The 14,671-nt window shown below is 62.0% G+C and carries 13 protein-coding genes and 1 pseudogene; 12 read left to right on the top strand and 2 right to left on the bottom strand.

The features are described from left to right. Positions 1-54 precede the first annotated feature (54 nt). On the bottom strand, positions 55-1,275 hold the full coding sequence (locus SJI00_RS10825; protein ID WP_322461708.1) for a CaiB/BaiF CoA transferase family protein: 1,221 nt from the start codon (positions 1,273-1,275) through the stop codon (positions 55-57). A gap of 14 nt (positions 1,276-1,289) precedes the next feature. Further along, positions 1,290-2,471 (bottom strand): acyl-CoA dehydrogenase, encoded by a 1,182-nt coding sequence (locus SJI00_RS10820; protein ID WP_322461707.1) that lies wholly within the window; start codon positions 2,469-2,471, stop codon positions 1,290-1,292. Between the two features lie 163 nt (positions 2,472-2,634). Between SJI00_RS10820 and SJI00_RS10815 the strand changes: the two genes are divergently transcribed. From SJI00_RS10815 to SJI00_RS10760, 12 genes and pseudogenes are all read left to right on the top strand, one after another. Beyond that, the gene (locus SJI00_RS10815; protein WP_322461706.1) at positions 2,635-3,552 is read left to right on the top strand and encodes a LysR family transcriptional regulator; all 918 of its coding nucleotides are present in this window, start codon (positions 2,635-2,637) and stop codon (positions 3,550-3,552) included. Positions 3,553-3,969: 417 nt separating this feature from the next. After that, positions 3,970-5,091: a Re/Si-specific NAD(P)(+) transhydrogenase subunit alpha gene (locus SJI00_RS10810; protein WP_322461705.1), complete on the top strand. Its 1,122-nt coding sequence runs from the start codon at positions 3,970-3,972 to the stop codon at positions 5,089-5,091. Positions 5,092-5,102: 11 nt separating this feature from the next. After that, positions 5,103-5,423, top strand: coding sequence for an NAD(P) transhydrogenase subunit alpha part 2 (locus SJI00_RS10805; RefSeq protein ID WP_322461704.1), 321 nt, complete (start codon positions 5,103-5,105; stop codon positions 5,421-5,423). Further along, complete coding sequence (locus SJI00_RS10800) at positions 5,420-6,871, top strand: NAD(P)(+) transhydrogenase (Re/Si-specific) subunit beta (RefSeq protein ID WP_322461703.1); 1,452 nt, start codon at positions 5,420-5,422, stop codon at positions 6,869-6,871. The genes SJI00_RS10805 and SJI00_RS10800 overlap by 4 nt, the downstream gene beginning before the upstream one ends. A 207-nt stretch (positions 6,872-7,078) precedes the next feature. Next, the gene (gene scpC / locus SJI00_RS10795) at positions 7,079-8,572 is read left to right on the top strand and encodes a succinyl-CoA:acetate CoA-transferase ScpC (protein WP_322461702.1); all 1,494 of its coding nucleotides are present in this window, start codon (positions 7,079-7,081) and stop codon (positions 8,570-8,572) included. Positions 8,573-8,918: 346 nt separating this feature from the next. Beyond that, positions 8,919-9,131 (top strand): DUF1127 domain-containing protein, encoded by a 213-nt coding sequence (locus SJI00_RS10790; RefSeq protein WP_322461701.1) that lies wholly within the window; start codon positions 8,919-8,921, stop codon positions 9,129-9,131. A gap of 296 nt (positions 9,132-9,427) precedes the next feature. Continuing rightward, the gene (locus SJI00_RS10785; RefSeq protein ID WP_322461700.1) at positions 9,428-9,745 is read left to right on the top strand and encodes a DUF2388 domain-containing protein; all 318 of its coding nucleotides are present in this window, start codon (positions 9,428-9,430) and stop codon (positions 9,743-9,745) included. Positions 9,746-9,815: 70 nt separating this feature from the next. After that, a complete protein-coding gene (locus tag SJI00_RS10780; RefSeq protein WP_322461699.1) occupies positions 9,816-10,160 on the top strand; it encodes a DUF2388 domain-containing protein in 345 nt (114 codons plus the stop codon). After that, positions 10,145-10,465, top strand: coding sequence for a DUF2388 domain-containing protein (locus SJI00_RS10775; RefSeq protein ID WP_322461698.1), 321 nt, complete (start codon positions 10,145-10,147; stop codon positions 10,463-10,465). Before SJI00_RS10780 ends, SJI00_RS10775 begins: the two co-directional genes overlap by 16 nt. Further along, positions 10,462-12,420 carry a DUF7844 domain-containing protein gene (locus tag SJI00_RS10770; RefSeq protein ID WP_322461697.1) on the top strand — a complete coding sequence of 653 codons (1,959 nt, stop codon included), beginning with the start codon at positions 10,462-10,464 and terminating at the stop codon, positions 12,418-12,420. The genes SJI00_RS10775 and SJI00_RS10770 overlap by 4 nt, the downstream gene beginning before the upstream one ends. A gap of 45 nt (positions 12,421-12,465) precedes the next feature. Further along, positions 12,466-12,747: pseudogene (locus SJI00_RS10765) on the top strand (citrate transporter); the annotation flags it as partial. Between the two features lie 246 nt (positions 12,748-12,993). Further along, entirely contained in the window at positions 12,994-14,652 is a 1,659-nt protein-coding gene (locus SJI00_RS10760) for a Na/Pi cotransporter family protein (RefSeq protein ID WP_322461721.1), read from the top strand. The last annotated feature ends 19 nt before the right edge of the window (positions 14,653-14,671 follow it).

The following is a 14,671-nucleotide window of genomic DNA, read 5'->3' as shown; positions in this document are numbered from 1 at the left end:
TCAATCCAATGACAATCCAGGTAAAAATCGCCGTTCTGCCTTACTGCGCCTTCTTTATATAACGCCCGCGACCCTCAATTCAGCCAACGCGGCCGCATCCAGACCCAGCACGTTCGCCAGTACCGAGTCAGTGTGCTCACCTAACAGTGGGGGTGCCCAACGATATTCGACGGGTGTGGCAGACAAGCGTATCGGGCTCGCCACCTGCGGCACGCTGCCACCCAGGGCATGGGGCAGGGCCAGGGCCAGCCCCCGTGCTACCACTTGCGGATCCTTGAACACGCTGTCCAGGTCATTGATCGGTCCACAGGGCACGCCCACGCGCTCCAGCTGCTCGACCCATTCAGCCGTTGTCTTGAACACCGTGGCCTGACGAATCAGCGGAATCAGCTGCGCGCGGTTGGCCACCCGCAAGGCATTGCTGCTGAATCGTGGATCCTCGGCCCACTCCGAATGACCCGCCACTTGCGCGAACTTGGCGAATTGTCCGTCGTTACCCACCGTCAGGATGAAATCGCCATCGGCGGTCGGAAAATCCTGATACGGCACGATGTTGGGGTGCGCGTTGCCCAGGCGCTGCGGGGAGGCGCCCGTGGTCAGGTAGTTCATGGCCTGGTTGGCCAGGCAGGCAACCTGCACATCCAGCAGCGCCATGTCGATGCTCTGCCCTACGCCGGTCTGCTGCCGGTGAGCGAGGGCAGCCAGAATCGCAGAAGTGGCGTACAGGCCTGTAAGAATGTCAGTCAACGCAACACCGACTTTTACCGGACCCGCCCCAGCCTCACCCTCAGGCCGCCCTGTGAGGCTCATCAGCCCGCCAAGTCCCTGGATCATGAAGTCGTACCCAGCGCGCTTGGCGTAGGGGCCGCTTTGGCCGAATCCGGTAATCGAGCAATAGATAAGCTTAGGGTTCACCACCTTGAGGCTGTCGTAGTCCAGCCCATACGCAGCCAACCCACCCACCTTGAAGTTCTCGATGACAATATCCGACTGCGCCGCCAGAGCACGAATCAGCGCCTGGCCTTGCGGCTGGGTGAAATCGATGGTGACCGAACGCTTGTTGCGATTGGCCGATAAGTAATACGACGCTTCCCCCGTGCTGCGCCCTTGGGCGTCCTGCAGGAAGGGTGGCCCCCAGGCGCGGGTATCGTCGCCCTTGCCAGGGCGCTCTACCTTTATGACATCGGCCCCCAGGTCAGCGAGGATCTGCCCGGACCACGGCCCAGCCAGTACGCGCGAGAGGTCCAGCACCCGTACATGCGACAGTGCGCCCATAACCTGCCCCTCTATTAATAGAATGCCTGGATACCGGTCTGCGCCCGCCCGAGGATCAGCGCATGGATGTCATGGGTACCTTCATAGGTGTTGACCACTTCGAGGTTGACCAGGTGACGGGCAACGCCGAACTCATCGGAGATGCCATTGCCGCCGAGCATGTCGCGGGCCATGCGCGCGACGTCCAGCGCCTTGCCACAGGAATTGCGCTTCATGATCGACGTGATTTCCACCGCTGCAGTGCCTTCATCCTTCATTCGCCCCAAACGCAAGCAGCCTTGCAGCCCCAGGGTGATTTCGGTCTGCATGTCCGCCAGCTTCTTCTGGATCAGCTGATTGGCAGCCAGCGGCCGACCAAACTGCTGGCGGTCCAGCGTGTATTGGCGAGCCGTGTGCCAGCAGGCCTCGGCAGCGCCGAGCGCACCCCAGGAAATGCCGTAGCGCGCCGAGTTGAGGCAGGTGAACGGGCCTTTGAGACCGCGCACGTCCGGGAAGCGGTTTTCCTCCGGCACAAATACGCTGTCCATGACGATCTCGCCGGTAATGGACGCGCGCAACCCGACCTTGCCGTGAATCGCCGGAGCGCTCAGGCCTTCCCAGCCTTTTTCAAGAATGAAACCGCGGATATCGCCGGCATCGTCCTTGGCCCAGACCACGAACACGTCGGCGATCGGGCTGTTGGTGATCCACATCTTCGCGCCGCTCAGGCGGTAGCCGCCGTCGACCTTGCGCGCTCGGGTGATCATCGCGCCCGGATCGGAACCATGGTTCGGCTCGGTCAGACCGAAGCAGCCGATCCATTCGCCGGTGGCCAGCTTGGGCAGGTACTTCTGCTTTTGCGCTTCGCTGCCGAATTCATTGATCGGCACCATGACCAGGGATGACTGCACGCTCATCATCGAGCGGTAGCCAGAGTCGATGCGCTCGACCTCGCGGGCAATCAGGCCATAGCAGACGTAATTCAAGCCGCTGCCGCCATAGGCCTCCGGAATGGTGGCACCGAGCAAGCCGATCTCACCCATCTCGCGAAAGATCGCGGCATCGGTTTTCTCATGACGGAAGGCGTCGATCACCCGAGGTGCCAGCTTGTCCTGGGCGAACTGATAAGCACTGTCACGCACCATGCGCTCCTCTTGCGTGAGCTGCTGATCGAGTAGCAGCGGGTCAATCCAGTTGAAATGCGCTTTGTCAGCCATGGGCAAGCTCCTCGGGTAGTGCTGCACGTTCGTGAGATGAAACGATCCTAGGCCCGATTCGCCCGAGGAACAAACCACGAATGCGCACGCATCAGTGATAATTTCTCACTCTGGAACACCGAAAGCCAATGGCTGACCCTTCTGCAGAGTGAGTTTGACGTACATGCGCCGTACCATCCCCAGCACCACCGCCCTTATCTGCTTTGAAGCCGCCGCCAGGCACGAGAGCTTTACCAAGGCAGCTCATGAACTGGCCCTGACCCAAGGGGCGGTCTGTCGGCAGATTGCCGCGCTGGAGGCGTTTCTCAACGTCGAGTTGTTTCGCAGGTCCCAGCGCGGCGTGAAACTCAGCGAGGCAGGCTTGTCCTACAGCCGCCAGGTGGCGGCGCAGTTGGATGCCGTGGAGCGCGACACGTTGTCGGTGATGCGCCAGCAGGGTGCCAATGTGATCGAGCTCGCGGTGGTGCCTACCTTTGGCACGCAGTGGTTGTTGCCGCGCCTGAAAGACTTTCAGTCGGCGCACCCGCAGGTAACGGTCAACCTGACCAACCGTACGCGCCCCTTCATGTTTGCTGACACGGCGTTCGACGCCGCTATCTATTTCGGAGACGCCGACTGGCCTGGCACGCAGTCGCACTGGTTGATGAGCGAGAACCCGTTGCCGGTCTGCAGCCCTGGCCTGCTCGATGGCGGGGGCGAGCTGGACGCCACGTGCCTTGCTGAGCTTCCTTTGCTGCAACAGACCACCCGCCCGTATGCCTGGCGACAGTGGTTCAACTCGCAGGGCATGAATGTCGCCAAGGACATGACCGGCCCACGCTATGAGCTGTTTTCGATGCTGGCCCAGGCAGCGTTGCACCAGATGGGCGTGGCGCTGATTCCCCCCTTCCTTATTCAACGGGAGTTGCTGGAGGGTAGTCTGGTGGTCGCTCACAGGCATGTCCTGACCAGCGACAAGGCCTACTATTTAATGATTCCGGACCGCAAGGTGGCGTCCCATTCGCTGTGCGTCTTCCGCGACTGGTTAGTGAGCAACGCCCGGGAATACGTGGCCTGCATGGAAAACCAGCGCATTAGCTGACTCAGTAGTCAAATAGACAAGAAACCTACAGATATACGCTTATGTCGCCTATAAGAAATTTATTATGGCCATCAAAACAACTCGGCGCCGGATGTCAGAACCAATATTTTCGAGCTTTTTTTCAAAAAACCTGAGCAAAACCCGTTTATTTCTCGGTTTTGATTAATTTTTCGACGTATTCTCCAACTCGCCCGTCAAGGGCGACATGAATGCAATGCGCCACAACACAAAGTCACTGTCTGACTTGTAGTTTGAATACGGTCACACTTCAAAATCGATTCAAGGTCGATAGCGACGCCTGCAAAATGCTTCGCCCGCCCCGGAACGGGCGTGGAAACGGTCAACGGACGCCCCAGCCACACCACTCGAAGTGGGCTGGTTTCTTACAAGATTCAAGGTCACCGCAGGAGACATGCCGTGCATATTGGTGTTCCTCTCGAGACGCAGTCGGGCGAGACGCGCGTCGCCGCTACCCCGGAAACCCTCAAAAAACTGATTGCCCAAGGCCATCAGGTGACTGTTCAGCGGGGTGCAGGCGTTAGCGCCAGCATTCAGGACAGCGCCTATGAAGCCATTGGCGCCTCGCTGGGCACTGCAGGCGATGCCTTCGGCGCGCAACTGGTGCTCAAGGTGGTCGCGCCGAGTGATCAGGAACTGAGCCTGATCACCCACGGCACCGTGCTGGTGGGGATGCTTAATCCGTTCAACAGTCAATTGATCGCCAAGATGGCCGAGCACGGCATTACCGCCTTCGCGCTCGAGGCCGCGCCGCGCACTTCGCGGGCGCAGAGCCTGGACGTGCTGTCGTCCCAGGCCAACATCGCTGGCTACAAGGCGGTGATGCTTGCGGCTCACCACTATCCGCGCTTCATGCCGATGCTGATGACAGCTGCCGGCACGGTGAAAGCGGCGCGCGTGCTGATTCTGGGCGCCGGTGTGGCGGGGCTGCAGGCCATTGCCACGGCCAAGCGATTGGGGGCGGTAATCGAAGCGTCCGACGTGCGTCCTGCGGTGAAAGAGCAAATCGAATCGCTGGGCGCCAAATTCCTCGACGTGCCGTACGAGACCGACGAAGAGCGCGACTGCGCCCAAGGCGTGGGTGGCTATGCCCGGCCGATGCCGGCCAGCTGGATGCAACGCCAGGCCCAGGCCGTGCATGAACGCGCCAAGCAGGCCGACATTGTGATCACCACCGCACTGATTCCGGGCCGCAAGGCGCCAACGCTGCTCAGCGCTGAGACCGTCGCGCAGATGAAACCCGGCTCGGTGGTGGTCGACTTGGCGGCGGCGCAGGGCGGCAATTGCCCGCTGACCGTGGCCGACCAAGTGGTCAATGCCCAAGGCGTGACCATCCTTGGTCCGACCAATCTTCCGGCCCAGGTAGGCGCAGATGCCTCGGCGCTGTATGCGCGCAACCTGCTGGACTTCATGAGGCTGCTGTTCGACAAGGACGGCGCCCTGGTGATCAACCTCGAAGACGACATCGTCGCCGCGTGCCTGATGTGCCGCGACGGGCACGTCGTGCGCAAGAACGGTTAAGGAGCAGAGCAATGGACGACATGCTGATTTCCCACGGCATCTACAACCTGATCATCTTCGTGCTGGCCATTTATATCGGCTACCACGTGGTGTGGAACGTGACCCCGGCCTTGCACACGCCGCTGATGGCGGTCACCAACGCCATTTCCGCCATCGTTATCGTCGGCGCCATGCTTGCTGCGGCCCTCACCGTGACGCCCGCCGGCAAGATCATGGGCACCTTGGCGGTGGCTCTGGCTGCGGTCAACGTGTTCGGCGGGTTCCTGGTTACCCGGCGGATGCTGGAAATGTTCAAGAAGAAAGTCAAAAGCGCGGGGCAGAAATCATCATGAGCATGAACCTCGTCACCGTTCTCTATCTGGTCGCCTCGATCTGTTTCATCCAGGCGCTCAAAGGGCTGTCGCACCCCACTACCTCGCGCCGTGGCAACGTCTTCGGCATGCTCGGCATGGGTATCGCGATCGTCACCACCGTAGGCCTGATCTACAAGCTTGCCGCGCTGTCTGTCGGTAGCAGCGGGGCCACGGCGGGTATCGGTTATGTGCTCGTCGGCCTGCTGGCCGGCGGGACCGCAGGTTCGGTCATGGCCAAGCGCGTGGAAATGACCAAGATGCCTGAGCTGGTGGCTTTCATGCACAGCATGATCGGCCTGGCTGCGGTGTTCATCGCCATCGCCGCGGTACTTGAACCGCAGTCGATGGGCATCGTTGCCCTGATCAGTGATCCGATTCCAACCGGTAACCGCCTGGAACTGTTCCTCGGTGCGGCGATTGGTGCCGTGACCTTCTCCGGCTCGGTGATCGCCTTCGGCAAGCTGTCAGGCAAGTACAAATTCCGCCTGTTCCAAGGCGCCCCGGTAAAATTCGCCGGCCAGCACACGCTGAATCTGATCCTGGGCCTGACCACCCTGGCACTCGGCCTGGTCTTTACCTTCACCGGCCATTACAGCGCGTTCACCTTGATGCTGGCCCTGGCCTTCGTGATGGGTGTGCTGATCATCATCCCGATCGGCGGTGCCGACATGCCGGTAGTGGTGTCGATGCTCAACAGCTACTCGGGCTGGGCGGCGGCGGGAATCGGCTTCTCGCTGAACAACTCGATGCTGATCATCGCCGGCTCGCTGGTGGGTTCGTCGGGGGCGATCCTTTCTTACATCATGTGCAAGGCGATGAACCGCTCGTTCTTCAACGTGATTCTGGGCGGCTTCGGTGGCGCCACAGACACCACGGCAGCGGTCGGTTCTACCGAGCAGCGCCCCGTGAAGTCGGGTTCTGCGGACGACGCCACCTTCCTGTTGAGCAACGCCGACAGCGTGATCATCGTACCCGGCTACGGCCTGGCCGTTGCCCGCGCCCAGCATGCGCTCAAGGAACTGACCGAAAAACTGGTGCACAAGGGCGTGACGGTCAAATACGCCATCCACCCGGTGGCGGGGCGTATGCCCGGGCACATGAACGTGCTCTTGGCCGAAGCCGAAGTGCCATACGACCAAGTGTTCGAGATGGACGACATCAACGCCGAGTTCGGTCAGGCCGATGTGGTGCTGGTGTTGGGTGCCAACGATGTGGTCAACCCGTCGGCCAAGAACGATCCCAACTCGCCCATTGCCGGCATGCCCATTCTTGAGGCGTACAAAGCCAAGACCGTCATCGTCAACAAACGCTCGATGGCCAGCGGCTATGCCGGCCTGGACAATGAACTGTTCTACCTGGACAAGACCATGATGGTGTTCGGCGATGCCAAGAAGGTGATCGAAGACATGGTCAAGGCGGTGGAGTAGGCCTGTGCTTGCACGTTGCTTCTTTATATAGACGCAGCGGCATGCCGTTTCCCGATAAAGCCCCGGCAGCAATCGCCGGGGCTTTGTTCATTGGCAAGCCTGATGCAAGCCAGGAGAAACCCCACATTTCATAGACCTTGGTCGTGGGACGGCACTGGGCGAAGGCACTAGACTGCGCATCTAGCTTGAGTAGCCCGAGATAAACACATGTACCGTGATCGTATTCGCTTGTCCTCCCTGCACAGCAAGGTAATGAGTGCAGCCGATGCCGCTGGCCTGATTGAAGACGGCATGACCGTCGGCATGAGCGGTTTTACCCGCGCCGGCGAAGCCAAGGCCGTGCCCCATGCGCTGGCCGAGCGCGCCCGCCAGACGCCACTCAAGATCAGCCTGATGACCGGCGCAAGCCTGGGCAATGACCTGGACAAGCAGCTGACCGAAGCCGGCGTGCTGGCCCGGCGCATGCCTTTCCAGGTCGACAGCACCCTGCGCAAGGCCATCAACGCCGGCAAGGTGATGTTCATCGACCAGCACCTGTCGGAAACGGTCGAGCAACTGCGCAACAAACAGCTCAAACTGCCCGATATCGCCGTCATCGAGGCCGTTGCCATCACCGAGCAGGGCCATATCGTGCCGACCACATCGGTGGGCAACTCGGCCAGCTTCGCGATCTTTGCCAAACAGGTCATCGTCGAGATCAACCTGTCGCACAACCCGAATCTGGAAGGGTTGCACGACATCTATATCCCGACCTATCGGCCAACCCGTACACCCATTCCACTGGTGCAGGTCGACGACCGCATCGGCGGCAGTGCCATCGCGATCGACCCGGCGAAGATCGTGGGCATCGTCATCAGCGATCAGCCGGACTCACCCTCCACGGTGCTGGCGCCTGACCATGAAACCCAGGGCATTGCCGATCATCTGATCGCCTTCTTCAAACAGGAAGTGGCAGCAGGGCGCATGACCAATCGCCTCGGCCCCCTGCAGGCCGGCATCGGCAACATCGCCAATGCGGTGATGTGCGGGCTGATCGACTCGCCGTTCGAAGACCTGACCATGTATTCCGAAGTGCTGCAGGACTCGACCTTTGACCTGATCGATGCAGGCAAGCTGAGCTTTGCGTCCGGCAGCTCGATCACGCTGTCCGAGCGGCGCAACGCGGACGTGTTCGGCAACCTGGAGCGCTACAAGGACAAGTTGGTACTGCGCCCGCAAGAAATCTCCAACCACCCCGAAGTCGTGCGGCGCCTGGGCATCATCGGTATCAACACGGCGCTGGAGTTCGACCTGTATGGCAACGTCAACTCCACCCATGTGTGCGGCACGCGAATGATGAACGGCATTGGCGGCTCGGGCGACTTCGCGCGCAATGCCCACCTGGCAATCTTCGTGACCAAGTCGATTGCCAAGGGCGGCGCCATTTCCAGCGTGGTGCCGATGGTCAGCCATGTGGACCACACAGAGCATGACGTTGACATCCTCGTGACCGAACAGGGCCTGGCGGATCTGCGCGGGCTGGCGCCACGTGAGCGGGCGAGGGTAGTGATCGACAACTGTGTACACCCCGATTACCGCGCCGCGCTCGATGACTATTTCACCCGCGCCTGCGAGCGGGGCGGGCATACCCCGCATATCCTGCGTGAGGCGCTGAGCTGGCATGAGAACCTTGAAGAACGCGGTAGCATGCTGACTGTTTGACCTGAAGCCGCATTGAACACCCGCACGCGGTTCCAAGGGATGGATCGGAACGCTTGCGGGTTTTTTGTACCTGGAGAAACTGTGCGCGGAAATTAAAGTTAACTGTACTACTGTACTGGTCGCGCGACTGCGAAAAGCATCGCGCCATAGGAGCCAGACGCCAAAATGCATCATTAAGGTGCATACCAGTACAGTTATGCCGTTTTAGTGTGCAACAGCTGCATTTCACAATTAACTGAACACGTGCAATACCCCTGAACTGTACCTACTTCTCTGGACGGCCGAGGAGGATGATGGGCACCAGTTAACCACTATCTAATGCCGCCATAAGCGGAAGGATGAAATCATGGAACGTACACTCAGTTCCGATCTGGCTTTCGAACAAACCTCCAACGCCCAGGCCTCGCTGCCGCTGCGTGCACTTTCCACTCTGATGCTGTGGCAGCGCCGCTTGTCCAGCCGTCGTCAACTGGCGCGTCTTGACACCCGCCTGCTGGCCGACGCTGGTATCAGCGAGTCGCAGCGTTACGAAGAGCTGGGCAAGCCGTTCTGGCGCTAAGCCCTCGCTAGCCGGTTCGCCCGGCAGTGCTCTTGAAACCCGTCGCAGGGAACTGCGACGGGTTTTTTGTTTCTAGGGGCCGTTTGAAGCGGTATGGCCACTAACCGGTACAGTTAGCTTTAAACCTAATACTACCGATACAGTTTTGGCTGAAGCTTTACATCTGGAAATAACTCCATGTGATACTTTGCGCCCGGGAGTCTGTTAGAAACCCGTCAGGCCCACGTACCTCAATGGCCACTGCGAGCGTCCGATTACGCAGATTCACCTTCGACTCTAGTCAGGAGCCCTATTTCATGTCCCGTAAATCCCTGTTCGGCGCCGCTCTACTGCTGGCCATGGCCGGCACCGCCAGTGCGTCCAGCTTCATCGTCACCACCGATGCCGTGGTCGACGGCATTGCCGCCTCCACCCATGCCACGTCCGATGCCTCCTCTTCGCTGCGCGACAACAAGATTGTCCAGGCCGCCCGTGACGACGCGGCCAGCTTCGTCGGCAGCCAGGGTGAGATCCGTGGCGCCAAGCTGGAAAGCGCGTTTGGCTTCATCCGCCAGCAGGCGCCATCGCTGCAGGCCAGCGACGCGCAATTGGCCCAGGCCATTCTCGCGCTGTAACGCTGTATCGCCGCGCTGGCGCAGGCCAGCGCGACTGACGTCCCGCTCAACCGCTGTGCCTAATCCTCTGATGCGATCCTTGCTTGCAATGCTCTGCCTGCTGGCCGTGCCCAGCGCCTATGCCTTCGATACCACCACCCAAGGTCTGGTGATCAGTGCCTATGGCCTGACCCAACTGACCACTGCGCCCTTCGACCGCAAGGTGATCATGCAGGCCCGCGACGATGCGGCTGTGTTTGTCGCCAGTGCCGGTCAGGTTCGCGGCGCGCGGCTGGAGGCAGCACTACGGACCTTGCGCCAGGCAGGCCCTGCACAATGTGCCAACGACCTTGAACTGGCGCGGGCAATTCTCGTCCAACGTTCACTGTCCGATCCCCCCGTATTTTCTGGAGATGCTCCATGCGCAAACCGCTGATCGCCGCCACCTTGGGCCTGTTCTTGCTCGCTGACCTGGCCCAGGCGCAAACCCTGGTGGCCACCAGCAACATCATCGTCCGCGCCTTTGGCCGTTCGATCGATTTCACCTCCGACACCACGACCTCGATCCGCGATTCGAAAGTGGTGCGTGAAGCCCACGACGACGCCGCCAGTTTCGTCGCCAGCGACGGCGACATCCGCGGTGCCCAGCTCGAAGCGGCCTTCGGCACGCTGCGCGAACGCCTGCCCGAAGCGCGTGATGCCAGCGATCAGGTGCTGGCCGAAGCCATCCTGGCACTGTGACCGGCGTGCGTGCCTGGCTTCTCGGTTGCGCACTGACGTTACTGGGCACGCCCGTACTGGCTGACCTACGCCTCGAACTGCAGACCAACGGCCTTGATGCAGCGCAGCAGCAGGCCACGCGCACGCTGCTCGACGAAGCCATGGCCAAGCTGCCGCCGCGTTTCAAGGCGCAGCTTGACCGCCGCGTGCAGGTCAGCTGGGACCCGGCCATGCGCAAAGATGCCTACGGTCAGGCATCGTTAGTGGACACGCTCTCGCTCAACCAGCGCCTGCTGCCAGGGCTGGTAGACGGCAGCGCCGCCACCCAGAAGACCCAACGCCCGCACGGCACCGTGCGCGAGGAACTGCTGGCCACCGTCCTGCACGAACTGACCCACCTCTACGACCGCGCACGGCTCTGGTCGGCCGCCGACCGCCCGTTGCTCAACCGCTGCAAACGCCAGCTGAGCAGCGTGGGCAAGATCGGCCTGCCCGAACAGTGCCGCGGCCAGACAGAGCGGCGCTTCACCTTGAGCGACGACCCGCGCCTGCTTGACCTTGCCGGTTGGCAGCAATACGTGGGCCGGCGCGGTGAGCGCGAGCAGCACAACGGTCAGGACGTGCGCAGCCCGGATGCCTATGAGCTGAGCAGCCCGAAGGAGTTCGTGGCGGTCAACATGGAGTATTTCCTGCTCGACCCCAGCTACGCCTGCCGACGCCCGGCGTTGAACCAGTATCTGCGTGAGCATTTCGGCTGGGCGCCGCCGCAGGACACCTGCGCCAAAGGCCTGCCCTTCATCAATGCCGGCAACGACTTCGCCCGCCAGCCACTGGGCGAAATCGATCCGCAGCGTGTGTACGAGGTCGACTACCTGCTGGCAGAGGCCAACCAGAACTGGGTCAGCCGCTGGGGCCACAGCATGCTGCGACTGGTCATCTGCGCCCCAGGCCGGCCGCGCGGGCCCGACTGTCGGCTCGACCTCGACCAGCACCTGGTGCTGTCCTATCGCGCCTTCGTCAACGACGTCCAGCTGTCGAGCTGGGACGGCCTGGTCGGTGCCTATCCCTCGCGGCTGTTCGTATTGCCGCTGGGGCAGGTGATCGATGAATACACCAAGACCGAACTGCGCAGCCTGGCATCCGTTCCGCTGAAGTTCAGCCGCACCGAAGTGGAAAACCTGGTGCGCCAGGCCGCGGAAATGCATTGGAGCTATGACGGCAGCTATTACTTCCTGTCGAACAACTGCGCGGTGGAATCGCTCAAGTTGCTGCGCAGCGGCACCGGCAACCCGCGACTCAACGACCTCGACAGCATCATGCCCAATGGCCTGCTCGAAGTGCTCAAGGCCCGTGGCCTTGCCGATACCAGCGTGCTGGACGACCCGCGCAAGGCGTTGCGCATGGGTTATCGCTTCGATTCCTACCGCGACCGCTTCGAGGCCATGTTCCAGGTGCTGCGCAAGCAGTTGCCGGTACCCCAGCAAAATGTCGAAGACTGGCTGGGCCAGGATGCCGAGCAGCGCCGCCCCTGGTTCGCCAAGGCCGACTTGCGCACCAGCGCAGCATTGCTGCTGCTTGAACAGGCCAGCCTGCGCCGCCAACTGCTGCTGGCTCAAGACGAGGTCAAGCAGCGCTACCTCAACGCCAGCGCGCTCAAGGACGGCTCGGTGGACAGCGCCAATGACACCTTGCAACAGATGCTGGCCAACAGCGGCTTTCTGAGTCAGCCGGCCGAGTTGCTCGGCACCCAGGGTTACGGCCTGCCGCAGCCCGCCGAACGCGCCCATCTGGAACGCACAGCCAGTGAGCGTCAGGCACAGTTGCTGCGTTTGAGTACGAACCTCGACCAGCAAGTGCGCGCCTTGCTGTCCCCGGACCGGGCCAAGGAAATTGCCGCCGTGGAAGCCAACGCCCGGCTGATCGGCGATCACCTGCGCGCCTTGCACAAGGCCGCCGGCGGTCTGCAACTGCCCTGAGGTCGACGGCGCCGGACCGGCGCCGTTGACCTTCTGTCACCTGCATTGTCCAACGACGCCGTCTACTACGGGGTGCTGCCGGTACTGACCGAAGCCGCCAGCCACTACGGCATCAGCCCCGTGGACATGGCCCGCGCGTCCATCGTCGGCCAGCCGGTGCACCTGCTCAGCCCGCTGGTGCCCTCGACCTACCGACTGGTCGCCCTGGCCGGTATCGAGTTCGGCGATCACCAGCGCTTCACCCTCAAATGGGCCTTGCTGGTAGGCCTGTGCATCCTGCTGGCAGCGTTGCTCATGGGCATCTTCCCGTTGTTCAGCAGCCTGTAACGGCTTGCAGGGTTCGGCCGGCACGCCTTGCGCAATGGCGTGCCGGCGGCGCATGTGACCCCATTGCCGGCGCCTTCCGGCAAATACCGCAAGATGTTTCAAATATGTATCGGCCGTGCCAAGCTGGCAGGCACTGCGCACAGCAGCTACAGCTTGAGTGAGACCTGCCAGAACCGCCCCGCCAGGGCCAGGCTCACCGCGTCATCCATTGGCCCATCCAGGGCATTGCGTGAAGGGGGCTTCATCGTGCTGACCCTGCTCAACCTGCTGTCGGCCGTCACCTTGCTGGTCTGGGGCACGCATATCGTGCGTACCGGCATCCTGCGGGTGTATGGCTCCGACCTGCGCCGCGTGATCGGCAACAACATGGACAAGCGCCCGCTGGCCTTCATCGCCGGCATCGTGGTCACGGCCATGGTGCAGAGCAGCAATGCCACGGCCATGCTGGTCACCTCGTTCGTCGGTCAGGGCCTGATGGCCATGACCCCAGCCCTGGCCATCATGCTCGGCGCCGATGTCGGTACGGCGCTGATGGCCCGGGTGCTGACCTTCGACCTGTCCTGGCTGTCGCCACTGCTGATCTTCGTCGGGGTCATCTTCTTTCTCTCGCGCAAGCAGACCCGGGTTGGCCAGATGGGCCGGGTCTTTATCGGCCTGGGCCTGATCATCCTGGCGCTGGAACTGATCGTGCAGTCGGCAGCGCCGATCACTCAGGCACAAGGGGTCAAGGTGCTGTTCGCCTCGCTGACCGGCGACATTCTGCTCGATGCCCTGGTTGGCGCGCTGTTCGCGATGATTTCCTACTCCAGCCTGGCGGCGGTGCTGCTCACCGCGACCTTGGCCGGCTCCGAGCTGATCAGCCTGCCGGTGGCCATCGGCCTGGTGGTCGGCGCCAACATCGGCAGCGGCCTGCTGGCCTTCCTCAGCACCAGCATGCAGAACACCGCCGGACGCCGCGTGGCCCTGGGCAGCCTGCTGTACAAGCTGATCGGCCTGGTGCTGATCATCCCGGTGCTGCATCCACTGGTGAACTGGATGGACAGCCTGAGCTTCAGCCCGCAGGAGCTGGTGATCGGCTTCCACCTGCTCTACAACACCCTGCGCTGCCTGCTGATGCTGCCCACCGTGAAGTTCATGGGGCGGATCTGCAACACGCTGTTGCCTGAGCGCGACCACTTGGACAGCCAGACCCAGCCGCGCCACCTTGATCCGTCAGCACTGGAAACGCCCAGCCTGGCCCTGGCCAACGCCGCACGGGAAACCCTGCGCCTGGGCGATATCGTCGAGAGCCTGCTGACCGCCATGCTCGGCGCGCTGCGCGGGACCCAGCCGGCCATGGCGCAACAGGTACGGACGCTGGGAGAAGACGCCGATGCGCTGTACAGCGCGATCAAGCTGTACCTGGCGCAGATGACCCGCGAAGACCTGAGCGAGCACGACAACCGCCGCTGGGCCGAGATCATCGAGCTGGCGATCAACCTCAAGCTGTCGAGCGACCTGATCGAACGCATGCTGCGCAAGGTGCAGCAACAGAAGACTGCCCAGCGCCGGGAGTTCTCCGAAGTCGGCCTGGGCGAACTCACCGGGCTGCAGGAACAGTTGCTGGCCAATCTGCGCCTGGGCCTGTCGGTATTCCTCAGCGCCGACCCGGAAAGCGCGCGTCTGCTACTGCGGGAAAAGCGCCGTTTCCGCGCCCAGGAGCGACGGCTCGCCCATGCCCATGTCAGTCGCCTGCAACGCAAGGTGGTGCAAAGTCTCGAGACCAGCTCGCTGCACCTGGAGCTGATCGCCGACATGAAGCGTTTGAACTCTTTGTTCTGCAGCAGTGCCTATGTGGTACTGGGCGGCTCGGACACCGGTGGGCTGATGCTCGACAGCGTGCCCGACGAGCCCCGCCAAGCGTGAACCTGCTCATTTCGGAGAG

Source organism: Pseudomonas gebzensis, assembly GCF_034427815.1.
In the GTDB taxonomy this organism is placed as follows: domain Bacteria; phylum Pseudomonadota; class Gammaproteobacteria; order Pseudomonadales; family Pseudomonadaceae; genus Aquipseudomonas.
Note: the sequence above shows the minus strand (reverse complement) of the source record. Positions and strands in the feature narration are given on the sequence as shown.

Bases quoted from the DNA above. Each gene is read 5' to 3' on its own strand.
- SJI00_RS10825 (WP_322461708.1), bottom strand. From the start codon at position 1,275: ATGGGCGCACTGTCGCATGTACGGGTGCTGGACCTCTCGCGCGTACTG.
- SJI00_RS10820 (WP_322461707.1), bottom strand. From the start codon at position 2,471: ATGGCTGACAAAGCGCATTTCAACTGGATTGACCCGCTGCTACTCGAT.
- SJI00_RS10815 (WP_322461706.1), top strand. From the start codon at position 2,635: ATGCGCCGTACCATCCCCAGCACCACCGCCCTTATCTGCTTTGAAGCC.
- SJI00_RS10805 (WP_322461704.1), top strand. From the start codon at position 5,103: ATGGACGACATGCTGATTTCCCACGGCATCTACAACCTGATCATCTTC.
- SJI00_RS10800 (WP_322461703.1), top strand. From the start codon at position 5,420: ATGAGCATGAACCTCGTCACCGTTCTCTATCTGGTCGCCTCGATCTGT.
- scpC (WP_322461702.1), top strand. From the start codon at position 7,079: ATGTACCGTGATCGTATTCGCTTGTCCTCCCTGCACAGCAAGGTAATG.
- SJI00_RS10790 (WP_322461701.1), top strand. From the start codon at position 8,919: ATGGAACGTACACTCAGTTCCGATCTGGCTTTCGAACAAACCTCCAAC.
- SJI00_RS10785 (WP_322461700.1), top strand. From the start codon at position 9,428: ATGTCCCGTAAATCCCTGTTCGGCGCCGCTCTACTGCTGGCCATGGCC.
- SJI00_RS10780 (WP_322461699.1), top strand. From the start codon at position 9,816: ATGCGATCCTTGCTTGCAATGCTCTGCCTGCTGGCCGTGCCCAGCGCC.
- SJI00_RS10775 (WP_322461698.1), top strand. From the start codon at position 10,145: ATGCGCAAACCGCTGATCGCCGCCACCTTGGGCCTGTTCTTGCTCGCT.